The following is a 17,111-nucleotide window of genomic DNA, read 5'->3' as shown; positions in this document are numbered from 1 at the left end:
TCAGGATGCGGACGCTGGTCTACAAGCGCGAAAGGTTCGGGCTGGCGGACTGGTGGAACGTGCTTCGGCGGGTCATCGCGGGGACCGGGCAGAAGCAGCTGGCGCTGCTTTCCGCGGGCGTCGCATTCTTCGCCATGCTGGCGCTGTTCCCGGGGATCGCGGCGGTGATCTCGCTTTTCGGGGTGGTGTCGGACCCGATCGCCGTGCAGCAGAGCCTGGAACTGGTCGCCCCGGTGGTCCCCGAGCAGGTGTATGCGCTGATCCACCAGCAGGTGAGCAGCGTCGTGCTGGCGCCGCGGCAGGCGTTGGGGGCGGCGTCGGCGCTGAGCATCGTGCTGGCCACATGGAGCGCACGCGCGGGCGTGGGCGCCATGGTGATGGGGCTGAACGCGATCCACCGCTCGGATGCCAGCCGAAACATCCTGGGCAACCTGATCGTCGCCTATTCGCTGACGATCCTGCTGATCTGCGTCACGCTGGTCGCGGTGGCCGCGGTCGTGGTGCTGCCCGCGGTTCTGGCCTATGTGCCGCTTGGCCCTTATGCGGGAATGATCATCGACCTGCTGCGCTGGGCCGCGGCGGTGGCGACGGTGGCCTTCGGGATCGGCGCGCTCTACCGTTTCGGCCCGGCGCGCAAGGGGCGGCGGCTGCCGATGCTTACGCTGGGCAGCCTGTTCGCCACGGTGTTGTGGGTCGCGGTGTCGATGGCGTTCTCGTTCTACCTGGGGAATTTCGCGAACTACAACCAGGTCTACGGTTCGCTGGGGGCGGTGATCGCGCTGCTGATGTGGTTCTATGTCAGCGCCTTCGTCGTGCTGCTGGGGGCAGAACTGAACGAGGAGCTGGAGGAGCACGCGATAGCCCGGATCCGTGCGCGGCAGCCTGCGCTGGACCCCGAGAGCCTGCCGATCACCCGAAGGGAGCCGCCCGACGCCTTTGCCGACTGAGCCATGCGTCTTGCTTTCCAAGTCCGTAGCGGTAAAGGTATTTTTGCGTCAGGGGCAGTATTGAGCGACCGCCTGCGCACGAGTGGGGCGGGAGAGCATGGCGCTGCGGTACAACGCCAATCTGGAGGTCCAGTACCCGGAGCACACGATGCTCGGGCAGATCGGGGACAGCGCGAAGGCTGCCCTGCGTGCCCGGTGGTCCGAGCGTTCGTTCAACCCGGGGCAGGTGATCCTGGATGCGGAAGATCCCGCCGGCGAGGTCCTGTTCCTGCTTCAGGGTTCTGCCCGCGTCGCGAATTTCTCGGCCAAGGGGCGGGAGGTCTCGTTCTCCGAGATCTCTGAAGGGGAGTGTTTCGGCGAGTTTTCCTGCATCGATGGCGCGCCTCGGTCGGCCAGCGTGATGGCGCTGGGTCCATGCCGGGTTGCGACGGTCCCGGACACGGCGTTTCGGGGCCTTTTGCAGGCGCATCCCGACATGTCGATGGCGCTGATGCGGCGGCTGGTCGAGAAGCTGCGCGACCTGACCCGGCGGGTCAGCGAGTTTACCGCGCTGCGCGCCGATGACCGCATCCGGCTGGAGGTGCTGCGGCTGTTCCGCAACGCCGAGGCCGAGGATGGCAGCGCGCTGTTGCAGAACCCGCCGACCCAGGCGGCGCTGGCCTCGTTCGTGTTCACCAACCGCGAGGCGGTGGCGCGGGAGATCGGGCGGATGAAGCGCAAGAAGCTGATCGAGCGCCGGGGCCGGGCGCTTTACGCCCCGTCGGTGGACGCGATCGAGGCCTATTGTCAGGCCCTGGGCGACGATTGACCCCCTTCCGTTAAGGCGATCTTAACCCTGTGCTGGCATAACTCGCCGCCTGTGCGGGTCTGGTGCCCGCGATTTCCCGAGAGACAAAAGCCGACAATCGCCCCGGTGCCGCGCGCACAGGGGTCAGCGAAGGAGTCCGTTCGCCATGACCAATCCGTTCAGCCGCCGTGCCTCGTCCCTGTCCGGGCCGGGCATCGATTATGTGCCGGTCACGCCCGACGATGCCACGGACCTGGGGGATGTCGCCGCCTCGATCTATGTCGAGGGTGGCGGCGCGGTCGCCTTCGTCACCGTGAAGGGGCCCTCGCGCGTGGTGGTCGTGCCGGATCACGGCTGGATCGTCTGCGGCGCGACGCGGGTGCTGGCGACCGGGACCACGGCCACCGGGATCCATGCCGTGGTGGTTTCATGAGGCTCGGCCCCGCGCTTTCGCCGATGGCGGCACCGGTTCTGGGCCGCCCGCGGGCCGGTCGCCCGGTGCCCGATGGCGTGCTGCCACAGCCGGTCGCGCGGCTGGACCAGGCGCAGGCCTGGACGCTGGATGCGGAGTGGAGCCATGGGGATGGTGCCTTTGCCAAGGTGCCTGGCACGGTCAAGCGATATGCAAGTGTCGGCGCGGCCCTGCCGGTGGGCCCCGTCTGGGTCGCCTTTACCGTAAGCGGCTCAAGCGCGGGTGCGGTGGGCGTGCAGCTGACCGATCCCTTCGTGAACAACCCTTTCGCCAACCGGATCACGGCCCAGCATGTCGCGCGGTTCCAGAGCGTCGGACATGGTGGGCTTCGGCTGAGCGGAAATGCCGAATTCGATGGCCGCATCGAGGATGTGCAGGCGGTGCCGATGGGGGCGCTGCTGGCCCAGCCCTCGGACATCTACATCGCCGCAGGCCAGTCGCTGATGGCGGCCGAGGCGCAGTCGGGGCCGGTCGATCCGGCGCGCGACTACTGGGTGCCACGCTGCCTGTATGTGCCGGGTTTCACCAACACCACCTTCGGCACCGTGGCGGGGCAGGTCGCCGCCTGTGCGGCGCCGCTTCAGATGACCGTCGCCTCGCAGGGGGTGAGCCCGGCCCATGCCTTTGCGCTGGCGATCGAGAAGCGCACGCCGCCGGGGCGGACGGTGCTGATCGTGGCCTGCGCCAGGGGCGGCAGCCAGCTTGTCGGGTCGGAGGCTGGATGGAACCCCGATGGCACGGGGGCCGTGGGTGGCACGCTTTATGCCGGGATGGTGGCGCGCACGCAGGCGGCGCTGGCGCTGAACCCCGACAGCCGGGTGCGCGGACTCCTGTGGGCGCAGGGCGAGAGCGACCGCTCGGCCACCATGGACCAGAGCTATCCGCCCGCCTTTGCGGCGATGCTGGCGCGGCTGCGCGCGGACCTGGCCGAGCCGGAGTTGCCCGCGATGATCCTTGGGCCGATGCCAGACGATGCGGCGCCCGACCAGGCGCTGTTCCTGCAGACGCAGGCGCGGCTGGACCAGGACAGCGGCCATGCGACCGCGATCCCGCATGTGCATTACGTTGCGCGGCCCGCCGGCTGGATGTCGGCGGACGGCACCCATCCGGTGGCAGAGGGCAATCGCATCGCCGGGCGGCTGGCGGCGGCACGGTTCATGGCCGAGGGGCATGTCTGAGGGTCAGCGATGCGGCGCCAGCTGTCCCAGGGCAGCGTGTCGGTCCCGAGAAGATCCGCCAGGGCGCGCATGTCGTCCGCGAAATGCAGCCCGAGCGCGTGGCGGGTTTCCTCTGCCAGGGGGGGGATCCGGGTGGCAAGGTGCGGCTCGTTCCAGTGCCGCAGTGTCGATAGGGGTGGCGTGCGCTTGAGGCGTGCGAGCGCCCCGTCCAGCCCCAGGCCGCGCATGGCCGCGCCGCAGTGGCGCAGGGCGTGCCGGAGGGCCGCGCTTCGGGGCAGGCTGGAGACGTTCCGCCGCTCGGCCAGGCGGGCTGGCGGCGGGCCGGGATCGAGGCCGAGGAAGTCGAGCATCCGGCGGCGCTGGGCTTCGGGATCGGCGGCGATATCCTCGGTCAGAACCACAAGGACACGCCCTGCCCCGAAGCGCGCGACCCAGGGGGCGAGATGGCGGGCGTAGAACCCCTGTTCCAGATAGTCGGGATTGTCGCGGAGCGCGGTCTCGAAGGGCTGGGGCGCGATGTGGCCGGTGGCGATCTCGTGCAGGTGGTGGGACCAGGCGCGCGCGACGGGATCCCGCAGGGTGACGAGGATCCGCGCGTCGGGATCGAAGGCGTGGGCGCGCCCGGGCGCGCGCGGGTCGTGCAGGTAGGATGGCGAATTCTCGAACCGGAGGCCGGTCCGGGGGAATTGTGCGCGGTACCATGCGTGGCCCCGGTCGTGGTGGTAGCTGAAGAAATCCAGCTCTTTCCGGCCTGCGCGGGCAATGCCGGGATGGGCCGCGAGCATGTCGTGAAGCCAGCTCGAGGCGCATTTCTGCGCGCCGATGGCGATGGCATGTGCGGGGGGCGGGCGTCGGTTCATGGCGCGAGGCTGGCACAGCAGGGTTAACGGCTTGTTTATCGTGGATGGGCAGGGTGCGGGGCATGACCCAGGCCCTGTCCCCTGCCCACCCCGTACCGCTTGCGCCCCAGTGGCTGGACATGGCCCTTGCGGTGCTGCTGCTGGCCTGGACGGCCGAGGCGCTGGCGCGGTTTCCGACGGGTAGCGCCCTGACGGCGTTGGTCTACGGCGCATTCTGCCTGCGTTTCTGTATCGATCCGGGGGCCCTGGCGGGGCTTGTGCGGCGATGCCCGGCGCTGGTGCCGTTCCCGCTGGTCTGCCTGTGCTCAACGCTATGGTCCGAGGCGCCGGGGGTGACGCTGACAGCGGCGTTGCAATTGTGCTTCACCTGTGTTGCCGGGGCCTGGATCGGGCACAGGCTGGGGCTGGAGGGGCTGGCGCGCGCCCTGCTGCTGGCGCTGTCCGCGACGCTTGTCGCATCGACGCTGAATCTTGGTGGCTGGCTTGGACTTTCGCATGCGCCGGGCGGCGGCTTTCTGGGGATCTATGCCCAGAAGAATGCGCTTGGCCAGCGGGCGCTTCTGGTGCTGCTGGCGGGGCTTCTCGTTGTGCTGACCGCGCGGGACTGGCGCGGGCGCGTGGTCGCGATGGCCTGTGTCATGCTGGCGGTCGCGATGATCGCTGCGTCGCGGTCGGCCACATCGCTGGTGATGGCCGCGGCGATGGGCGGGCTGATGTTGTGGTGGCTGGTCGCGGGCCGCGGCGGCACCCTGCGGGCGATGGCGCTTGTGACGGCGGGCGCCGCGGCGCTGGGAGGGTTGACGCTGGTCTGGCAGTTGGGCGCCGATCCGGTCGCGACGCTTCTGCAGGCGCTTGGCAAGAACGCCACGATGACTGGCCGCACCCTTCTGTGGGAGGTGGCGCTGGACCGGATCTCTGACCGGCCGCTGCTGGGGCATGGCTACATGGCGTACTGGTCCGCGCCCCGTTTCGCGCAGGAGACCTGGATCCTGACCCGGCTTTACGGCGAAACCGTCGCCGTCTTCCACAATTTCGCGCTGGAGATCCTGGTCGGTCTTGGCCCGGCCGGGTTGGCGGCCATGGGCATCCTGCTGTGGCGCACGCTGTCGGGTCTTTGGCGGCTGGATCCCGGCCCGGTGCGGGTCTGGGCGCTTGTGCTGCTTCTGACGCTGCTCGTGCTGTCGGCGCTGGGCTCTTCGCTGCATCGCCCGCACGAGATCACGATGGTGCTGATCGCGGCCTTGCTGGCGGCTGCCCGGCCCGTTCAGCGCACCAGCGTCGCGTATTCGTGAATGCTGCGGCCTGCCGCGATATCGACGAAGCCAGCGCCGCGCGCCGCGATCTTCAGCCCGCGGGCCCAGCCGGGATGGCCGGTGACGCCAAGCGGGAGCAGCGCAAGAAGCAGGGCGCTTCCGGCGGCAAGGCGAAGCGCCCCGCCCAGCAGGCAGGCCGGCCGGCCCGCGACGGGATGCCGGCCGAGCATCAGCCGGGCGTTTGTCTGCCCGCTGCGCCGCCAGCGTCGCCAGAGCCAAGGCAGGCTGGCGCGGGAGGGGGGGATGTCCTCTTCCACGCCGGCGGCGGCGCAGAACACGATGCGCGCGCCGGTTCGGAGGTAGGCATCGAAGAATGCCGTATCCTCGCCCCCGGTCAGGTCGAGCGCCGGATCGAAGGACAGGTCTGCGGTGCGGACAGGTGCGGTGCGGAACAGGATGTTCGACGTCGCGCCGAAGCGCAGCGGGGCGCCGTCGGGATGGCCCGCCATGGCAAGGAAGCCGCCGCGCGCGATCCATCGAGGCGGGGTGCGGTCGAAGCGGGGCGTGACGGGGCCGAGGCTTGCATCCGCGCCGCTGCGGGACAGGGTGGCCAGATGCGCGGAGAGCCAGTTCTGCTCTGGCATCTCGTCATCATCTATGAAGCCCATCAGGTTTGCGTCCGCGGCAAGCGCCCTGCGCAGCGCCGCGTTGCGTGCCCGGCTGAGGCCGCGCCGGGGTTCGTGGCCGCAGGTCAGCGGAAAGGGGTAGGTGACGGCGCGCTGGCGCAGAAAGGTCAGGGCCGATCCCTCGGGGCTGTTGTCGACCACATGGACGGCGAAGGCGACACCAGGGGGAACGTCGAACCCAGCCACCGCCGCCAGCAAGCGCGCAAGTCCCTCGGGGCGGCGGCACGTCGCTATCGCAAGCATCACCGAGGTGCCTGTCGTCATTGCCATGTCCATCCCCGTCTGTGGCTAATCCTTCCTTAAGCGTTTCATCGCAGCGTTAACGCGTGCTTACCGACCGAATGGGAGTGAACGCGCCATGGAAATCCTTCTCGGCCTGCTGCTTGCGGGCTCGACGCTGCTGCTGGTCTATCCCTTTGTCCTGTATCCCCTGCTGCTTGCCTGCCTGCCGCGCCACGATCCGCCGGCGGCGCGTCTGCGGCCCGACACGCCGCGCTGCGCGCTGCTGATCGCCGCGCGCAACGAGGCGGCGGAACTGCCGGAGCTTCTGCGCAGGTTGCGGTCGCTGAGGCGGGCCTGGCCCGAGCTTCGGATCACGATCTGGAATGACGCAAGCACGGACCATACCGGCCGACTTCTGGATACCGCGGGCGGGGGCATCGCGGTGCGCCACGCGCGGCAGCCGGTCGGAAAGGCGGCGGCGCTGCGGGCGATGATTGATGGCGAGGAGGCCGATCTTCTGTTCCTGATGGATGCCAACATCCGGTTCTGTCCGGGCGACCTGCTGGCGCTGCGCCGCTACCTTGACGATCCCGGCATCGGCGCCGCGGCCGCGCGGCTGGTGCAGGACGGCGCCGGCAACTCGCGGATCGGGCGGTTCTATCGCGGGCTGGAGGATCGCATCCGCCTGCTGGAGACGGCCACGGGGTCGACCATGGGCTGTGACGGGGCGTTGTGGGCGATTCGCAGGGCGCTTTATCCGCGCTTCGCGCTGGCGGAGGCGGATGATTTCCGCCCCTCGATGGAGGCGCTGCTGGCGGGCCGCCGCGTCGTCATGGCCGAGGATGTCCATGTGCGCGAATTGGCGCCGCCGGATCGCCGCGGCTTTGCCCGCGCCTTCCGTATCGGCTGCGGGGCCTGGCATGCGCATCGCAGCATCTGGCCGCGGATCGGGCGGCTGTCACGGCTGGATCGGTTCAAGTACGTCTCGCACAAGCTGGTGCGCTGGTTCGCCGGGCTGTGGCTGGTCCTGGCGCTGGCTGCGGCGCTGGGGCTTGCGGTGGTGGCCGGCTGGGGCGCGATGGCGGCGGGGGTACTCGGGGTTGCGGCGGTGCTGGGCGCTGCCGGCGTGTTCCCCTTCTCGGCCCCGTGGGGGATCGGGGTGCAGATGCTGGGCACCACGCTGGGTGTCCTTCATGCCATGCGCGGCCGGGCGCTGCACCGCTGGACACCTGTGCGCGCGCGCTGATGCGGGTCGTGCTTCTGGCCCATGACCTGGGCGAGCCGGCCGAGATCCGCTGGATACGCGCGCTGCGGGGGGCCGGCATGGAGGTCGAGGTGATCGGCTTCCGCAAGCCGGAGGGCGGTTGCCCGGCTGTGCCGGAGTGGTCGGAAACCACGCTTGGACCTGTCGGCCACGGGGTCGGGATGGGCAGGGTTCTGGCGCTGCTGGGCGCGTTCCCGCGGCTCTGGGCGGCGCGCGGGACAATGCGCCGGGCCGAGGTCATCGTCGCGCGGAACCTGGACATGGCCCTTCTGGCGCTGGTGGCGCGGGTCATGGCCGGGCGGGCCGTTCCGCTGGTCTACCAATGTCTCGACATCCACGGGCTTATGCTGGCGCGGGGTGCGAAGGGCCGGCTTGCGCGCTGGGCGGAGCGGCGGGTGCTTGCGCGCTGCATGCGCCTTCTGGTCAGTGCACCGCGCTTCCTGTCCGGGTACTTCGAACCGATGCAGGGCTATCGCGGCCGGGCGATGCTGGTCGAGAACCGGATCCACTGGCCGGCGGGACCGCCGGCCCGGCCCGAGCCGCGCGCATCCGTGGCGGATCCGCTGCGCCTGGGCTGGGTCGGCACGCTGAGGTGCCCCGAAAGCCTGCGGCTTCTGACGGCGCTGGCCGATCTGATGGGACCGCGTGTGCGGATCGTGATGCGAGGGATCGTGCATCGCCACCAGCTGCCGGATTTCGACACGGTGCTGGCCGGCCGGCCCAACGTCACCTTCGAGGGGGGCTACGCCTATCCCCATGGACTGGCGGAGGCCTATGCCGCGCTAGACTGCGTCTGGGCGCAGGACATGTGGCAGCGGGGCGGAAACTCGGACTGGCTGTGGCCCAACCGGATCTACGAGGCCGGGTTCTTCGGCTGCCCCTGCCTTGCCCTGGCGGACACCGCCACCGGGCAGCGGATCGTGGCAGAGGGCGCGGGGATCGTCTTCGATGCGCCCGATCCCGTAGCGATCGCCGCCGCCCTGCTGGAGGCGGGGCCGTCGCTGGCTGCGATCTCGGCCGGGTTGCTGGCGCGCCCCGTGTCGGATTTCGCGTTGCAGGATGCCGAGGTTCGGGCCTCGGTCGCGCTATCGGATCCGCGCCCGGCCGTCAGGTCACGGGCAGGGTTGCGGACTCGGCGCGGCGCAGGCTGAGCACCGAGAGGTCGATACCGCAGCGCCGTCGGCACAACGCCCAGAGCGCGATGCCGGTCGCGGTCTGGGCCAGCGCCGCCCCCAGCGCCGCCCCCGGCGCGCCGGCAAGCATGGCGCCTGCAAGGATCGCCGGAACCGTCAGGCCGACCCCGGCCCCGCAGACGATGAAGGCCGCGCCATTCTCGCCCTTGAGCGCCAGGACATGGAGCGGGTTACCCAGGAGCGCGCGGCCCACCGGCATGGCCAGCAGCGGCCAGGCCGTCGCCGCAAGCCCGGGATAGCCGGGGAAAAGCCGCGCGCAGGCTGGTTCGAGAAGGGCAACGAAGGGCACCAGCACCGCCAGAAGCACAAGGCAGCGAGCCCGGGCGATACGGGCCAGAATGGCGGCGCTGCGCGCGGTATCGCCTGACAGCGCGGCCTGGGTCAGGCGCTGGGTGGTCGCCATTTCCATGGCAATGAGCGCAAGCCCGGGCAGGGCAGCCAGCGAAAGGGCGAGGGCCAGATGGCCGAGCATGGCCGCCGACAGCGTCATCCCGGCCACCACCAGGACGAGTGCACGATGATATTCGGTCAGCAGGAGCGAAGGCAGGAAGGCGATGCCGGTGCGAAGCCAGTCGATGTTCCAGCCAGGCTTGCCGCCATGTCGCTTCAGGGGGTGAAACCGGGTCCGCAGCAGCCGATGCTGAATTGAAAGCCCCGCCAGTGTCGCCGTCAGAAGCGCGGTGGGCAGGGCCCAGGCGAGCGGTTGCGCGCCGGTGATCCAGACGCCCGCCGCGAGGACGAGAAAGGCCGCCGGGCGCGCCACAAGCCGCGGCAGCGCCGCCCGGCCCGGCGTGCCCAGCGCGGCCCCCTGCCGCGCGCGTGCGCGGAACAGGGCAAGGGCGGGAAACAGTGCCAGAAGCAGCGCCACCTCTGCCATGCTTGCCCCGGATGGCAGGGCGATGACCAGGCAGAGCGGGATCGCCAGGATTGCGCCTGCAAGGATCAGCAGGTCGCTGGCGCGCAGGAACCGCGCGCGGTCCGCGTCGGTGCCGGTACAGAGAAAGCGGAACGCCCCCGCCTCGAGATTGCCGCTGAGCGCGAGCGATCCCAGCATCGCGATGCCGACAAGGGCGTTGCCGCGGCCAAAGGCGTCCGGTGTCATCATCCCCGCAAGAACCAGCGTCGCCAGCGCCCCGCCCAGGGCCGCGAAAGCCTGTGCGCCCAGCAGGGCCGCTGGCAGCGCCCAGCCGGCGCGACTAGGGCCGCGCATGATAGCCGCCGTGCAGGGCGCGGGCATGGCGGGGCGCGATGCGGGTCAGGGCGATGCCGGTGACGGGCAGGCCGTAGTTGCGGAACTGCGCCAGCCCCCGGCGCAGCTGGGCGCGGGTGGTGCGGTTCCAGCGGGCGGCGTAGATGACCGCGTCCGCGGCGGGCGCCAGCACCCGCGCATCCGCCGTATCGAGCACTGGCGGGGTGTCGATGACGACGTGGTCATAGGTATCGCGCATCTTCTTGAGGAAGTCGCGGAATCGCCCGGTGGCGAGGATGTCCGCGGCATTGGCCGACGTGGCCTCGCCGGGAAGGATGCTGAAGGACAGTCCCGCGGGAGCGACAAGCGCCTCATCGAGGGGGCAGAGCCCGGCCAGCACCGACAGAAGCCCGCGCTGCCGCGGCAGGCCCAGCCGGCCGAGTATCCCGGCGCGGCGGGTGTCCGCCTCGATCAGCAGCACCGACTTGCCCCAGGCGGCCAGCATCTGTGCCAGAAGCAGCGCATGGGTGGTCTTGCCCTCGCCGGCGACCGAGGAGGTGACGAGGATCACCCGCGGGGGCCGGTCGAGATTTGACAGCAGGATCGATCCGCGCAGCGACCGGACGGCGGCGGCCAGCGGCGCATCGGGGCGCTGGATCGCGTGGTGAAGGGGGTCGCGATGGCGCTCTCCAAGTTCGGGAAGGCTGGCAAGCACCGGAAGCCCGGTCACCCGCTCGGCTTCTTCGGCGGTGCGCAGGCGCGCGCTCCATTCCTCGCGGGCGAGCACCCAGATCGCGCCGGCGCCGGCGCCAAGGATCAGGCCCAGAAGCAGGATCAGCGCCGGGCGCGGGCTGTGCGGGCTGGGCGGGGCGACGGCCGGCGACAGGATCCGGGCATCGGGCTGATGGGCGCCGGTCTGGATCGCGGTCTCTTTCAGGCGGGTGAGGAAACTCTCGTACAGAAGCCCGGTCGCATCGGCCTCGCGGTCGAGCTGTGCCAGGGCCGCCATCCCGTCGGTCGCTGCGCGGATGCGCTCTGCCAGATCGGCGGCTTCGGTCGCGATCGCCTCGCGCTGGCCGGGCGGCAGCGTGGCGTTCGAAAGCCGGGCCCGCAGCGCGGTCAGCCGCCGCTCCATCTCGGCGATCTGCTCGGGCCCGAGGATGCCGCTTGCGGATCGGGCGGATTGTGCGAGCGACTCGGCCGCCTCGAGCTGGGATTTCAGTTCCGTGACGCGGGCCGCAAGCCAGCCGGTCGCCTGGTCGGTCGCCGACAGTTTCGTGCGGACCTGTTCGGCGATGTAGCTTTCCGCCAGCAGGTTGACGATCCGCGCGCTTTTCGCGGCGTCCCGGGTCCGGATCGCCAGGGTGAACACCAGGCTTTCAGGCTGGACCGCCAGTTCCAGCCGGTCGGCGAGCCGGGTTATGGTCGCCTCGCGCTGGGCGTCAGGGCCGGGGGTCGCGGGTTCGGGTGCAGGGACGATCCCCTTGTCCGCCGCCATCCGCTGCAATCTGAACAACAGCGGCTCCGGTCCGATGGCGCGGTTGAACTCCGGGTCCGTCGTCAGGGCCAGCGCATCCACGACGCCGGCCAGCAGCAGCCGCGCGCGCAGCACCTCGAGCTGGGTGTTCAGCGCCTGCGGGTCGCGGCCCAGCGCGGGCAGCACCTGGCCCAGGTCGATCATCTGCGGTTCCTGCGGCTCGAGCAGCAACGTCGCCTGCGCCCGGTAGAGCGGTGTCGCGAGCCATGCCAGATAGGCCAGCCCCAGCCCCGCGCCCAGCAGCGCGCAGCCAAGGATGCGCCACCACCCGCGCAGGAGATCGCCGAGCCGCGGCTCTTGCGGGGGGAGCGCGGTCTGGTCGATCGCCGGGAAGGAGGCAAGCCGCGTCATGGCCGTGCGCTTCGTGACGGGCGGCCGGGGCATGGAAAAGGATGAACTCGGCAAGGCATTGGGGGCGCTCCGATGGCGGCGATCCGAACGTCTCACCCGATGGTAAAGGAAGTATTACTTGCGGGTTTGTTTCTAAAAATTTCGCTAACTTACAACTCGTTTAGAATTTGAGTCGAACCTTTCCCGATCCGCACCGTTTTTTCTGGTGCCAGTGATCGGAGTCGTGCCATGTCCCTTTCCTGGGATCCCGTTCTCGCCCTCGCCCCGGCGCCGCTTTACGCCACGCGTCTGAAGCGTCTGCTCGATCTTTGCATTGCGCTGGCGCTTCTGCCGCTCGCATTGCCGCTGGTCGCGCTTGCCGCGGCCTGCATCGCGGCGGGCGGGGGCGCTCCGTTCTACGGGCATGTCCGGATCGGCCGCGGCGGCCGCGCCTTTCGCTGCTGGAAGCTGCGGACCATGCGGGTCGATGGCGATGCGATTCTCGCGCGTCACCTGGCTGCGGACCCGGCGGCGCGGGCGGAATGGCAGTCCACCCGAAAGCTGCGCCACGACCCGCGCGTGACGCCGTTGGGACACCTGTTCCGCGTGACCAGCATCGACGAGTTGCCCCAGCTTCTGAACGTGCTGCGGGGCGAGATGTCGCTGGTCGGCCCGCGTCCGGTGACAGGGGCCGAACTGGCGCGCTACGGTCGCGACGCCGAGGCGTATCTGGCCCTGTTGCCCGGGATCACCGGCGCCTGGCAGGTCGCAGGCCGCAACGCGCTGACGCTGACCCAGCGGATAGCCCATGACGCCGATTATGCGCGCCGCATCAGTTTTCGCACCGACCTTGCGATCCTTGTCCGCACCGGTCGTGCCGTTCTGGGCGGCGGAGGTTGAACGAGGTCGAGGCTTTTCAAGTACGTCCGCACGCGGTATCCACGGGACGCGCCGACCCCGTGGCTCAATTGGATAGAGCAGTCCCCTCCTAAGGGACAGGTTACAGGTTCGAATCCTGTCGGGGTCGCCACTCACCCGCCTGGGCCAGCGATATCGCCGCCGATCCCGGATCTTCCGTGACCGATGATGCCCCACATGTCGAATTGCCGGGCGTCGCCCCCTCGTTCCCTGAACGGCACGGGTGGGCGGCTGGCCCGGCGGCTTCGCGTTCACGCACCTTGCGTTCGCGTGGGCCTTCTCACGACAAGAATGGCCGTGGCAATTCGCGACCGGGCGGTGCAGGTCACGGCTCGCCGGCCTCCTGGAAGATTTCCGATACGACCTTGCGCAGCCATTTCTGGCCGGGCTCGCGTTCGGTCCGCAGATCCCAGCACAGGTCGAAGGAGAAGACGACTTCCTCGAGCGGCAGGGGGGCTGCGGTCAGTCCGGCGACGCGCGCATCGAGCGACAGCAGCCGCCGCGGGGCGATCGCGATGAGGTCGCTGTTCGCGACGATGTCCGGGATCTCGAACCAGTTCGCCACCGTCATCGCCATGTGCCGCTTCAGGCCGCGCGCGGCGAGGACGTCGTCGATCACCGTGGTCCCGGTTGCGGACTGCGACAGCTTCACATGCGACAGTGCCGCGTAAAGTTCGGCGGTCATCGGCTCGTTGGCGCAGGGATGCCCGGGGCGCATCAGGACCACGATCTCGTCCGCAAGCAGGCGCCGGCTGCGCACGACCTCGGGCTTCAGCCGCCCAGGGGTCAGCCGAACCTGCATGTCCACCCGGTCCCAGACGCTTTCGGACGAGACCGAGAAGGGCAGGATGTCGATGGAGACGCGCGGCGCCTCGGACTGAAGACGTTGTGCAAGGCGCGGCAGCAGGAAACCCGAGACGTAATCCGCAACCTGCATGGTGAAGACCCGTTCGGCCTCGGCGGGGACGAACTGGTGCTGGCGCGAGATGGCGGTCGATATGAAGCCCAGGCCGCTTTCGATGTCGGCGTTCAGCTCGCGCGCGCGGTCGGTCGGGCAGACGCCGTCGGCCGTGCGGAAGAACAGCTCGTCGTTCAGCATGACCCGCAGGCGCGCAAGCGCGTGACTGACCGCCGAGGGCGACAGCCCCACCTCTTCGGCGGCCCCGGCGATGGAGCCGCGGCTCATGATCGCGCGAAAGATCACCAGCAGGTTCAGGTCGAAGTTTCGCAGGTTCACCATGGCGCGGCGCTCATCGCAGCCAGCCCACGACAGTCAGCGTGACCTGCGGGACAAAGGCCACGAGCAGCAGCACGCCGATCATCACGCCCAGCATCGGCATCAGGGGCCGCGCGATCTGGCCGATGCGCAGCCCGCTGATCGCCGCCCCCACGAAGATCGTGTAGCCGAAGGGCGGGGTCGCCATGCCGATGGTGAAGTTGATCGCGACCATCGCCCCGAAATGGACCGGGTCCATGCCCAGTTGCTGGCCGATCGGCACCAGGAACGACGCCAGGATGATCATGGCAGCCAGGTTGTCCATCACGCAGCCGATGGCGAGCAGCACGAGGTTGATCATCAGCAGGTACAGGATCGGCGTATCGGCAAGCCCCGACATGGCCTCGGTCAGCTGGCCGGGGATCCGCTCGAAGGCGATGATCCAGCCGAAGCCGTTGGCGAGCGCGATGATGAACATGACGATGGTCATGGTCTTGAGCGCGGTGCGCGTGACCGGGCCGATATTGGACAGGGTCAGTTCGCGATAGACCCCGAAGCCCAGCACGAGGGCGAAGATCGTGGCGACGATCGCGGCTTCGGTCGGCGTGACGATGCCGCCATATATGCCGCCCAGCACGACGATCGGGCCGCAAAGCGCCCATTTGGCTGCGTTGAAGGCTTGCCAGACCTCGGCGCGGCTGGCCTTCGGTTGCGGCGCGATGCCGTTGCGGCGCGCATGAAGCCAGCAGATCCCCATCAGGCCCAGTGCCAGCAGCAGGCCGGGGACGATGCCCGCGAGAAAGAGCTGGCTGATCGATGTTTCCGACATGACCCCCCAGACCACCATGGGGATGGAGGGCGGCAGCATGGGACCGATGATGCCGCCAGCGACGGCAAGGGCGGTAGCGAAGGCGCGGGAATAGCCGCGCCGTTCCATTTCGGGGATCATGATGGTGCCGATGGCCGCGGTCGTGGCCGGAGCCGAGCCCGAAAGCGCGGCGAAGAAGGCGGCTGCCAGAACGGCGACCATTCCAAGCCCGCCGGTGCGATGCCGCACCAGCACATCGGCAAAGCCCACGAGACGGCGGGAGATCCCGCCCGCGGTCATCAGGTCGCCCGCCAGGATGAAGAACGGGATCGCCAACAGGCTGAAGGATTGCGTGCCCGACACCATGCGTTGGGCAAAGATCATCATGTCGATATCGGCCGTCCACAGCGCCGCGATGGTTGCAAGCCCGATGGCAAGCGCCAGCGGCACGCGCAGAAGCAGCAGAAGCGGCAGGCCCAGCGTCAGGACGAGCATGGTGATGTTCATGGTACCAGGGTCACTTCCAGGGTTTCCTGCGGGCGCGGTGGCGCTATCAGCAGCGCGAGGGCATGGAGGATGAACAGCGCGCCGCAGACGGGAACGGCGAGATAAAGCGCCTCGATCGGTATCTGGAGGGCGGCTGTCTTCTGCCCCGACGTGCGGTCGACATAGGCGATGCCCGCCGTAAGGGACACGACCCCGAACACCATCGCCAGCAACGCAACCAGCCGGTCGGCCAGCCGGTTCAGCATGGTCCAGCCGGCGGGGATGGACTGGATCGCGACGTGAAATCCTTCGCGCAGGCCCACCGACGCGTAAAGCAGGACGAGCCAGGCGAAGAGGATGATGGCGAGTTCCTCGGTCCAGCTGGGCGGGGCGCCCAGGAAGTACCGCATCAGCACCTGGGCCGCCAGAAACCCGAGCATGACATAGACCAGCGCCACGCAGATGGCGGCCACAAGCCGCGAGACGATGCGGCTTGTGGCCTCGATCAGGGCCGCGATCCTCGAAAGGAGCATCACGCGCCTGCCGCTCAGTTCGTCGAGACGGCGTCGAGCGCGGCGTTCATCAGGTCGCTGCCGATCGAGGATTCGAACTGTTCGTAGACCGGGGCGACACGGGCGCGGAAGGCGGTGACGTCCTCGATCTCGTTGACCTCCATGCCGGCCCCGGTCAGGGCATCGACGACATCCTGCTCGACCGCCGCGATCGCCTCGCGCTGGCGCGCGATGGCGGCCTCGCCCGCATCGAGCACCGCCTGCTGCACGTCCTCGGGCAGGTTGGTGAAGCTGCGTTCGGCCATCAGCAGGTGGATGGCGGAATAGGTGTGGCGGGTGAAGCTGAGATACTTCGTGACCTCGTCGAAATTGTTCGCCTCCACGACCGAGGTGGGGATCTCCAGCCCGTCCACGGTGCCCTGCTGCATGGCGGTGAACACCTCGCCCCAGGCCATCGGGATCGGGCTGCCGCCGAGCGAGGAGAACATCTCGATGAAGACGGGGTTCTGCATGGTCCGGTACTTGACGCCAGTGACATCCTCGGGTGTGCGCACGGGCCGCGTGTTGTTGATCATGTTGCGAAAGCCACCTTCCGCCGCGCCCAGCGACACGATGCCGTCGTCGCGCAGGTTCGTGGCCAGTTGCGCGCCGATCGGGCCGTCGAGCACGTCATGCGCCTGGTCGGCGTTCCCGAACAGGAAGGGCAGGTCGAGAAGCTGGTAGGTCGGCTCGATGTTCGCGACCACGGCATTGGTGATGATGCCAAGGTCGATGGTGCCGAACTGAAGCCCCTCAAGGATTTCCTTGTCGTCGCCAAGCTGGCGGTTGGGGAACAGCGTGACCTCGACCCGGCCGGGAAGTGCCGACTCGATCTCTTCCTTGAAGGCGTGGGCCGTCAGGGCATAGGGGTCGGTCGGGCTGTCGGCGGTCAGCCAGGCAAGCCGGAACTCGAACTCTGCGGCGCCGGCGGTGCCGGCAAGCAGTGTGGCGGCGGTGAGCGCCCCGACCAGGCCCTGCGCGCGTCTGATTGTCATGTGATATCCTCCCTTTGTTGATCGCCCCGTCTCCGGTCCGGCCGGCTGGGGGCGCTGATACGGGATGACCCTAGCGCGGGAAGCATAACTGCAGTTAGTGCATAACTCGCAGCACCAAATGAACGCGCTGCATTTTTAGCGTGAACCCGGTGCAGGTGGCTTTGAAGTTATTGAAATTCCCTCAGGCTTCGCGACGCGATACTGACGACCCCAAGGCAG

16 protein-coding genes and 1 tRNA gene are annotated in these 17,111 nt (G+C 69.1%); 9 read left to right on the top strand and 8 right to left on the bottom strand.

All coding sequences use genetic code 11. From position 1 onward, the window contains the following. Positions 1 to 5 precede the first annotated feature (5 nt). The 4 genes from HMH01_RS01350 to HMH01_RS01335 all read left to right on the top strand — a co-directional run bounded on the left by HMH01_RS01350 (position 6) and on the right by HMH01_RS01335 (position 3,384). A complete protein-coding gene (locus HMH01_RS01350) occupies positions 6 to 947 on the top strand; it encodes a YihY/virulence factor BrkB family protein (protein ID WP_171321746.1) in 942 nt (313 codons plus the stop codon). Between the two features lie 97 nt (positions 948 to 1,044). Next, complete coding sequence (locus tag HMH01_RS01345) at positions 1,045 to 1,755, top strand: Crp/Fnr family transcriptional regulator (RefSeq protein WP_171321744.1); 711 nt, start codon at positions 1,045 to 1,047, stop codon at positions 1,753 to 1,755. 145 nt (positions 1,756 to 1,900) lie between these two features. Beyond that, positions 1,901 to 2,167, top strand: a complete 267-nt coding sequence (locus HMH01_RS01340) for a spike base protein, RCAP_Rcc01079 family (RefSeq protein WP_171321742.1) — start codon at positions 1,901 to 1,903, stop codon at positions 2,165 to 2,167. Then, positions 2,164 to 3,384, top strand: coding sequence for a sialate O-acetylesterase (locus HMH01_RS01335; protein WP_171321740.1), 1,221 nt, complete (start codon positions 2,164 to 2,166; stop codon positions 3,382 to 3,384). The genes HMH01_RS01340 and HMH01_RS01335 overlap by 4 nt, the downstream gene beginning before the upstream one ends. On the opposite strand, the gene HMH01_RS01330 is transcribed toward HMH01_RS01335, so the two are convergent. Next, a complete protein-coding gene (locus tag HMH01_RS01330) occupies positions 3,267 to 4,244 on the bottom strand; it encodes a sulfotransferase family protein (protein WP_171321739.1) in 978 nt (325 codons plus the stop codon). The two genes, HMH01_RS01335 and HMH01_RS01330, sit on opposite strands and share 118 nt — an antisense overlap. 62 nt (positions 4,245 to 4,306) lie before the next feature. Here HMH01_RS01330 and HMH01_RS01325 point away from each other — a divergent pair, with 62 nt between their 5' ends. Next, the gene (locus HMH01_RS01325) at positions 4,307 to 5,536 is read left to right on the top strand and encodes an O-antigen ligase family protein (protein ID WP_171321737.1); all 1,230 of its coding nucleotides are present in this window, start codon (positions 4,307 to 4,309) and stop codon (positions 5,534 to 5,536) included. Here the strand turns inward: HMH01_RS01325 and HMH01_RS01320 are convergent. Beyond that, the gene (locus tag HMH01_RS01320) at positions 5,509 to 6,453 is read right to left on the bottom strand and encodes a glycosyltransferase (RefSeq protein WP_171321735.1); all 945 of its coding nucleotides are present in this window, start codon (positions 6,451 to 6,453) and stop codon (positions 5,509 to 5,511) included. The two genes, HMH01_RS01325 and HMH01_RS01320, sit on opposite strands and share 28 nt — an antisense overlap. Before the next feature lie 88 nt (positions 6,454 to 6,541). Here HMH01_RS01320 and HMH01_RS01315 point away from each other — a divergent pair, with 88 nt between their 5' ends. Next, positions 6,542 to 7,651 (top strand): glycosyltransferase, encoded by a 1,110-nt coding sequence (locus HMH01_RS01315; RefSeq protein ID WP_171321733.1) that lies wholly within the window; start codon positions 6,542 to 6,544, stop codon positions 7,649 to 7,651. Then, positions 7,651 to 8,820: a glycosyltransferase gene (locus tag HMH01_RS01310; protein WP_171321731.1), complete on the top strand. Its 1,170-nt coding sequence runs from the start codon at positions 7,651 to 7,653 to the stop codon at positions 8,818 to 8,820. The genes HMH01_RS01315 and HMH01_RS01310 overlap by 1 nt, the downstream gene beginning before the upstream one ends. Here the strand turns inward: HMH01_RS01310 and HMH01_RS01305 are convergent. Both HMH01_RS01305 and HMH01_RS01300 read right to left on the bottom strand, forming a co-directional pair. Then, positions 8,777 to 10,072: a hypothetical protein gene (locus HMH01_RS01305; RefSeq protein WP_171321729.1), complete on the bottom strand. Its 1,296-nt coding sequence runs from the start codon at positions 10,070 to 10,072 to the stop codon at positions 8,777 to 8,779. The two genes, HMH01_RS01310 and HMH01_RS01305, sit on opposite strands and share 44 nt — an antisense overlap. After that, the gene (locus HMH01_RS01300; protein ID WP_171321727.1) at positions 10,059 to 11,972 is read right to left on the bottom strand and encodes a polysaccharide biosynthesis tyrosine autokinase; all 1,914 of its coding nucleotides are present in this window, start codon (positions 11,970 to 11,972) and stop codon (positions 10,059 to 10,061) included. The genes HMH01_RS01305 and HMH01_RS01300 overlap by 14 nt, the downstream gene beginning before the upstream one ends. Before the next feature lie 195 nt (positions 11,973 to 12,167). Here HMH01_RS01300 and HMH01_RS01295 point away from each other — a divergent pair, with 195 nt between their 5' ends. Together HMH01_RS01295 and HMH01_RS01290 are read left to right on the top strand one after the other, a co-directional pair. Further along, positions 12,168 to 12,818, top strand: a complete 651-nt coding sequence (locus HMH01_RS01295) for a sugar transferase (RefSeq protein ID WP_171321725.1) — start codon at positions 12,168 to 12,170, stop codon at positions 12,816 to 12,818. A gap of 53 nt (positions 12,819 to 12,871) precedes the next feature. Further along, positions 12,872 to 12,948: transfer RNA gene (locus HMH01_RS01290), tRNA-Arg, on the top strand. A 213-nt stretch (positions 12,949 to 13,161) separates the two neighbouring features. Here the strand turns inward: HMH01_RS01290 and HMH01_RS01285 are convergent. The 4 genes from HMH01_RS01285 to HMH01_RS01270 are packed head-to-tail and all read right to left on the bottom strand — an operon-like array spanning position 13,162 to position 16,892. Beyond that, complete coding sequence (locus HMH01_RS01285; RefSeq protein WP_171321723.1) at positions 13,162 to 14,076, bottom strand: LysR family transcriptional regulator; 915 nt, start codon at positions 14,074 to 14,076, stop codon at positions 13,162 to 13,164. Between the two features lie 10 nt (positions 14,077 to 14,086). Further along, on the bottom strand, positions 14,087 to 15,367 hold the full coding sequence (locus HMH01_RS01280) for a TRAP transporter large permease (RefSeq protein WP_171321721.1): 1,281 nt from the start codon (positions 15,365 to 15,367) through the stop codon (positions 14,087 to 14,089). Continuing rightward, entirely contained in the window at positions 15,364 to 15,879 is a 516-nt protein-coding gene (locus HMH01_RS01275; protein ID WP_171321719.1) for a TRAP transporter small permease, read from the bottom strand. The genes HMH01_RS01280 and HMH01_RS01275 overlap by 4 nt, the downstream gene beginning before the upstream one ends. Before the next feature lie 14 nt (positions 15,880 to 15,893). Next, positions 15,894 to 16,892 (bottom strand): TRAP transporter substrate-binding protein, encoded by a 999-nt coding sequence (locus HMH01_RS01270; RefSeq protein ID WP_171321717.1) that lies wholly within the window; start codon positions 16,890 to 16,892, stop codon positions 15,894 to 15,896. Between the last annotated feature and the right edge of the window lie 219 nt (positions 16,893 to 17,111).

Source organism: Halovulum dunhuangense, assembly GCF_013093415.1.
In the GTDB taxonomy this organism is placed as follows: domain Bacteria; phylum Pseudomonadota; class Alphaproteobacteria; order Rhodobacterales; family Rhodobacteraceae; genus Halovulum; species Halovulum dunhuangense.
Note: the sequence above shows the minus strand (reverse complement) of the source record. Positions and strands in the feature narration are given on the sequence as shown.

Excerpts from the sequence above, each read along its gene's own strand:
- HMH01_RS01270 (WP_171321717.1), bottom strand. The coding sequence starts at position 16,892 with ATGACAATCAGACGCGCGCAGGGCCTGGTCGGGGCGCTCACCGCCGCC.
- HMH01_RS01275 (WP_171321719.1), bottom strand. The coding sequence starts at position 15,879 with ATGCTCCTTTCGAGGATCGCGGCCCTGATCGAGGCCACAAGCCGCATC.
- HMH01_RS01350 (WP_171321746.1), top strand. The coding sequence starts at position 6 with ATGCGGACGCTGGTCTACAAGCGCGAAAGGTTCGGGCTGGCGGACTGG.
- HMH01_RS01320 (WP_171321735.1), bottom strand. The coding sequence starts at position 6,453 with ATGGCAATGACGACAGGCACCTCGGTGATGCTTGCGATAGCGACGTGC.
- HMH01_RS01310 (WP_171321731.1), top strand. The coding sequence starts at position 7,651 with ATGCGGGTCGTGCTTCTGGCCCATGACCTGGGCGAGCCGGCCGAGATC.
- HMH01_RS01335 (WP_171321740.1), top strand. The coding sequence starts at position 2,164 with ATGAGGCTCGGCCCCGCGCTTTCGCCGATGGCGGCACCGGTTCTGGGC.
- HMH01_RS01345 (WP_171321744.1), top strand. The coding sequence starts at position 1,045 with ATGGCGCTGCGGTACAACGCCAATCTGGAGGTCCAGTACCCGGAGCAC.
- HMH01_RS01285 (WP_171321723.1), bottom strand. The coding sequence starts at position 14,076 with ATGGTGAACCTGCGAAACTTCGACCTGAACCTGCTGGTGATCTTTCGC.
- HMH01_RS01300 (WP_171321727.1), bottom strand. The coding sequence starts at position 11,972 with ATGCCCCGGCCGCCCGTCACGAAGCGCACGGCCATGACGCGGCTTGCC.
- HMH01_RS01315 (WP_171321733.1), top strand. The coding sequence starts at position 6,542 with ATGGAAATCCTTCTCGGCCTGCTGCTTGCGGGCTCGACGCTGCTGCTG.
- HMH01_RS01325 (WP_171321737.1), top strand. The coding sequence starts at position 4,307 with ATGACCCAGGCCCTGTCCCCTGCCCACCCCGTACCGCTTGCGCCCCAG.
- HMH01_RS01340 (WP_171321742.1), top strand. The coding sequence starts at position 1,901 with ATGACCAATCCGTTCAGCCGCCGTGCCTCGTCCCTGTCCGGGCCGGGC.
- HMH01_RS01280 (WP_171321721.1), bottom strand. The coding sequence starts at position 15,367 with ATGAACATCACCATGCTCGTCCTGACGCTGGGCCTGCCGCTTCTGCTG.
- HMH01_RS01330 (WP_171321739.1), bottom strand. The coding sequence starts at position 4,244 with ATGAACCGACGCCCGCCCCCCGCACATGCCATCGCCATCGGCGCGCAG.
- HMH01_RS01305 (WP_171321729.1), bottom strand. The coding sequence starts at position 10,072 with ATGCGCGGCCCTAGTCGCGCCGGCTGGGCGCTGCCAGCGGCCCTGCTG.
- HMH01_RS01295 (WP_171321725.1), top strand. The coding sequence starts at position 12,168 with ATGTCCCTTTCCTGGGATCCCGTTCTCGCCCTCGCCCCGGCGCCGCTT.